Source organism: Streptomyces sp. P5F9 (genome assembly GCF_057961495.1).
This window is the reverse complement of the sequence record NZ_JBXVPZ010001034.1, coordinates 1-658: the sequence shown is the minus strand read 5'-3', so window position 1 is coordinate 658 and position 658 is coordinate 1. Positions and strand designations below refer to the sequence as shown.

The 658-nt window shown below is 72.2% G+C and carries 1 pseudogene; it reads right to left on the bottom strand.

The window, feature by feature from the left end:
• Positions 1-516, bottom strand: a pseudogene (locus tag AC31A1_RS52265) (hypothetical protein); the annotation flags it as partial.
• Positions 517-658 lie beyond the last annotated feature (142 nt).

The window sequence follows — 658 nt, the reverse complement described above, 5'->3', positions numbered from 1 at the left end:
GATCTCGACCCCGCCGGTGAACCCGGGCACGCTGTCGCCGAGCGCGAACCCGTTGCCGTTCTCCGGCCGCCACCAGTCGGGCTGAAGGACGCTCGCGCCGAGGTCGGACGCGCTCGCGAGGTGCGGTGAGGAGGCGGAGTTGTCGGGCTCGGGGTCGGGTGCGGGGGCGGATTTGGTGAGGCGGGTGCGCGGCAGCGGTACGACCCGGCGCAGGCCCTTCGGCCGTAGATCGTCCTCGTGGTCTCGTTGTACGGGGACGGAGGTGGTCGGGAACTGGGGGACGCCGGCGCCGGTGCCGGCCGCGGCGACGATCTCGTCCGGGGTGCCGAGGCCCTTGAGGATGCGCTGGACGGCGGCCGGTGTGTCGACGGTGGAACCGGCACGCCGCCGGTCGATCTCGTTGCGCAGCTCGGACACGAGCCGCATGCGCGTGACCGAGGGCAGCTGCCGTTGCTGCGCCACGTCGCCGACGCGGCTCAGATACTCGTAGACGACCTGGTCGCTCTCGATACCCACGAAGTCCCCTCCGGGGCGGGTGCGTTGGATACCCCGCCGGAACGACCGTAGCGCAGGTCGGGACTCGTGTCGGCCCGCGCATCGGGGTGTACGGCGGGGTATCCAACGCACCCGCCCCGGAGGGGACTTCGTGGGTATCGAG